This is a genomic window from Streptomyces sp. NPDC006265 (assembly GCF_040613555.1).
In the GTDB taxonomy this organism is placed as follows: Bacteria; Actinomycetota; Actinomycetes; order Streptomycetales; family Streptomycetaceae; genus Streptomyces.
Window position 1 is genome coordinate 1 of record NZ_JBEXSH010000889.1, and the last position, 3,704, is coordinate 3,704.

Sequence of the window (3,704 nt, forward strand, 5' to 3'; positions counted from 1 at the left end):
GCCGAGAGCACGCACCAAACGCCGCTCCTCAACGGGCAAACGTTGCCTGCCGCGGCACTAGAACTCGACGTACACGGCCGTCGCGTCGTCGTGCCGCTTGCTCGGGCCCAGGAACGTCACGGCGGCGTCCGTCCTCTCCAGTGCCCGGACGCGGTCCACCAGCGCCTGGGGACCCTCCTTGCGGACCAGGTGGAAGCAGTCCGTCCAGTCGCCCTCCTCGAACCGCTCGACCCAGCGGGTCGCGCCGTCCGTCAGCGCGGCCAGGGCACGCACCTCACCGCGGGGCACGGTTCCGGTCACCGCCCGGGCCGCCACCGAGGGGTCGGCCGCCGCCGTGAAGAAGCCGCCCTCCATGTTCCGGAGCGTGGCGTCCACCTGGGCGTCCGTCGCCAGCGCCGAGCGGGGGAGCAGGGCCAGCCGGTCGTCGAGGACGGACGTCACCACGCCGTCCGGGGACTCCAGCAGGAGAGCCGAGTCCGACAGGACCAGGTACTCCACCGTGCTCGGATTCCAGCGGGCCGCGACCACCGTGGCCTGGGGAGTCCGAGGGTGAGAAAGGTCACAGGTTGCGGCGTGGGCCTCGGAGGTACGCGCGATGGCACGGGACAAGACGTCGACCAGGGGGACATCCGGGAGTGAAACGGTCAGTTCGGTCAGTGCTCCACCGAGGCGTGCGGTGAACCAGGGGACGGAATGCAGACAGCCCGTCCCCGTCTCCGGTGGCGTGACCCCGTCCAGGACGACGACCGAACCGCCCTGCCCCGAGGCCGGTAGTCCGACACTGGCGAAGTCTTCGTTGGGGCGGTCGGCGTCTCCGGGCTCCGAGGCGAGTTCAGTACGCATCCGGCCAGTCTGCACGAGCCCTTCACGCGGCCCGCAGAAGGCTGCCAATGGTTGCCGTACCGGCACAGCCGCGCAGGTCAGGCGCCGGGTTTGGGCTGGAATGATTTGTTCCGGGAAGGCGTGGTGGCGAATACTGCCATCGGTCGTCGCTGTCGTCCAACCGGCGTGCCCCGCAAGGCCGCTGCAAAGTCCTGCGGAACTTGCCCCTCAACTCCCGTCCGGGGTTCACTCCTTCGGGTGGCGGGTCAGGTGATGCGCGTGCGCTGCCCACCGGCGCTGGGAGGGTCGGGGAAGTGTACCGGGAGTACGCACCAGTTGACGGAGCGTCATCCGGGCCCAAGGGTTCACGAGTCAGGAATGCGAGCACCGGTGCAGAAGACGCGGCCTCGTCGCACAGGCAAGCAGAAGGACCCCGTTCAGGGCGCCGAGCCGACGCCCTCCACCGGCAAGGGCCGCCCCACGCACGTACGCAACCGGCTGATCGTCGCCGTGGCCGTGGTCGCCGCGGCCATCGCGGGTGCCGGCACGCCGTCCGTCCTCGCGGCCTCCGGGCAGCTCCACGACTCCCAGGAACTGGTGACGCTCGCGGAGCAGACGCAGGACGCCCTCGCCCTCGCGCACTCCCTCGCCGACGAACGTGACGACGTCACCTCCTACATCGCGGCCGGTCGCCCCAAGTCCAAGGCACCCTCCGAGCAGCGCAGCGCCCGCGTGGACCGGCAGGTCGAGGAACTGCGGGCCGACACCGACACACCCGCCTCGCTCCGCTCGGACCTCGACGGCATAGCGGCCGTGCGCAGGGCGGCGCTCACCGGCAAGAGCAGCGCCCTCGAAGCGCATCAGGCGTACTCCACCGCCATCACCGAACTCCACGGGCTCGCCGAGCAGCTGGCACAGCAGACACCGCCGCGCGCGGGCGAAGGCGGATACGCCCTGGCCGAGCTGGACTCGGCCGTCCAGCAGGCCGCCGCGGCCCGTGGCCTGCTGCTCGCCGCGCTGAGCGTGCCGCGCAGCATCGGAACGGTCATCGACCCCGTCACCGGCCTGCCGACGGAGACCTCCACCTCCTCGGACGCCGACACCCGGCAGCGCGACGCCCTCAGCGCCGCCGCCCAGCAGGCCCGGCTGCGCTCCGACGCGGCGCTGGCCGACTTCCGCGGCACCGCGCCCAAACCGGCCCGAGCCTCCTTCGACTCCACGGTCACCGGCACCGACGTCAACTCCGCAGACAAGTACCTCGCCACCCTGACCGACCAGCCGACGCTCTCCCGCAGCGACCTCACCGCCAGCCCCAAGAAACTGGACGCGGCCCTGTCCGCCCGCGTCGACCTGATGCGCGGCGTGGAGTCGGCCCTCTACGACCGGCGCACCAAGGACCTCGAGGCGCTGCGCGACGACGACGTCACCGCGCTGGAGCTCCGCATCGCCGTCCTCGGCGCCCTGATGCTGCTCGCCGTCGGCGTCGCCACGGGCATGGCCCGCAGCCTCACCCGCCCGCTCGCGGTCCTGCGCCGGGGGTCCAAGCGCCTAGCCGAGGCGGAGGACCCGGCGGCCGAGGAGCCGGTCAAGTTCACCGGCCGCAACGACGAGTTCGCCCAGGCCGTCCGCTCCGTCAACGCCCTGCACGCGCACGCCGCCGCCCTCGCCGAGCGGATCACCACGCTGGAGTCCGACCGCAAGCATTTGGTCGGCCAGCGCCAGAAGATGGCCGACGCGCGCGAGGAACTGCGCGGAGAACTCGCCGAGTCCGCCGCCCAGCTGGACCGGCTGCGCACGGCCATCGGCGGGACGTTCGTCAACCTCGCCCTGCGCACCCTCGGTCTGGTCGAGCGGCAGTTGGCCGTCATCGAGAACCTGGAGGAGCGCGAGCAGGACCCGGACCGGCTCGCCACGCTGTTCAAGCTCGACCACTTCGCGACGGTCATGCGCCGGCACAGCGAGAACCTGCTGGTCCTCGCCGGTACCGAGCACGTCCAGCACGCCGCAGGGCCGGTGCCGCTGGTCGACGTCGTCCGTGCCGCGGTCAGCGAGATCGAGCGGTACGAGCGGGTCCGGATCGCCGCGCTGCCGCCGCACGCGCACATCGCCGGATTCGCCGCGGACGACCTCTCCCACCTGCTGGCCGAGCTCATGGAGAACGCCACCTCGTTCTCCCCGCCCGACCTGCCCGTCGAGATCTCCGGCTGGCTGCTGGAGAACGGCGAGGTCATGCTCTCCGTCCAGGACGAGGGCATCGGCATGACCGAGGAGCGGCTGGAGCGCCTCAACTCCCGCCTGGCCGACTTCGACCCGGAGGCGCCCTACGACCAGGAGGGCGAGGACGGTCTCGGCCTCGGCCTGTATGTCGTCGCCCGGCTCGCCCACCGCCACGGCGTGCGCGTCCAGCTGCGCGAGCAGAAGCAGGGCGGTGTCGCGGCGGTCGTCGTCCTGCCCCGCACGCTGTTCGCCGCCGCCCCGCCCGTCGCCGTCCCGGCCTCCGGCCCTCTCGCCGGTACGGCCCACTCCTACTCCTTCCCGGGCGCCGACGCCGAGGCCAACTCCAATGTCCTGCCCGGCCGCGCGATCGGCGACGACCCGCTGGTGGCCCTGGCGGAGAAGGCGGTGGCGGTACGGCAGGACGAGGCGGCGGACACCATCGAGGCCGCTCCGGGGACGCCTGCCGACCCGGCCGGAGACGCCGGCTCGGCGATGCCCGCGCACGCCGATCCGGATGCCTCGGCCGGCTCGGCGATGCCCGCCGGCTCGGCCGGGCCGGTTGACGTCGGCCCGGCGGCGCCCGCTGATCCGGTGACTCCTGCTGGGCCGCCCGCGCACGCCGCCAAGCCGTACCCATTCTGGGCCTGCCCGAAGACGATGCTGCT

The 3,704-nt window shown here is 72.6% G+C and carries 2 protein-coding genes; one reads left to right on the top strand and one right to left on the bottom strand.

Going from position 1 to position 3,704, the window contains the following annotated elements; genetic code table 11:
* Positions 1-57 precede the first annotated feature (57 nt).
* Positions 58-843 carry a protein phosphatase 2C domain-containing protein gene (locus tag ABZ281_RS42180; protein ID WP_356663289.1) on the bottom strand — a complete coding sequence of 262 codons (786 nt, stop codon included), beginning with the start codon at positions 841-843 and terminating at the stop codon, positions 58-60.
* A gap of 369 nt (positions 844-1,212) precedes the next feature.
* On the opposite strand from ABZ281_RS42180, the gene ABZ281_RS42185 reads away from it, so the two are divergent.
* A partial coding sequence (locus tag ABZ281_RS42185) for a nitrate- and nitrite sensing domain-containing protein (protein ID WP_356663291.1) occupies positions 1,213-3,704 on the top strand: 2,492 nt, incomplete at its 3' end.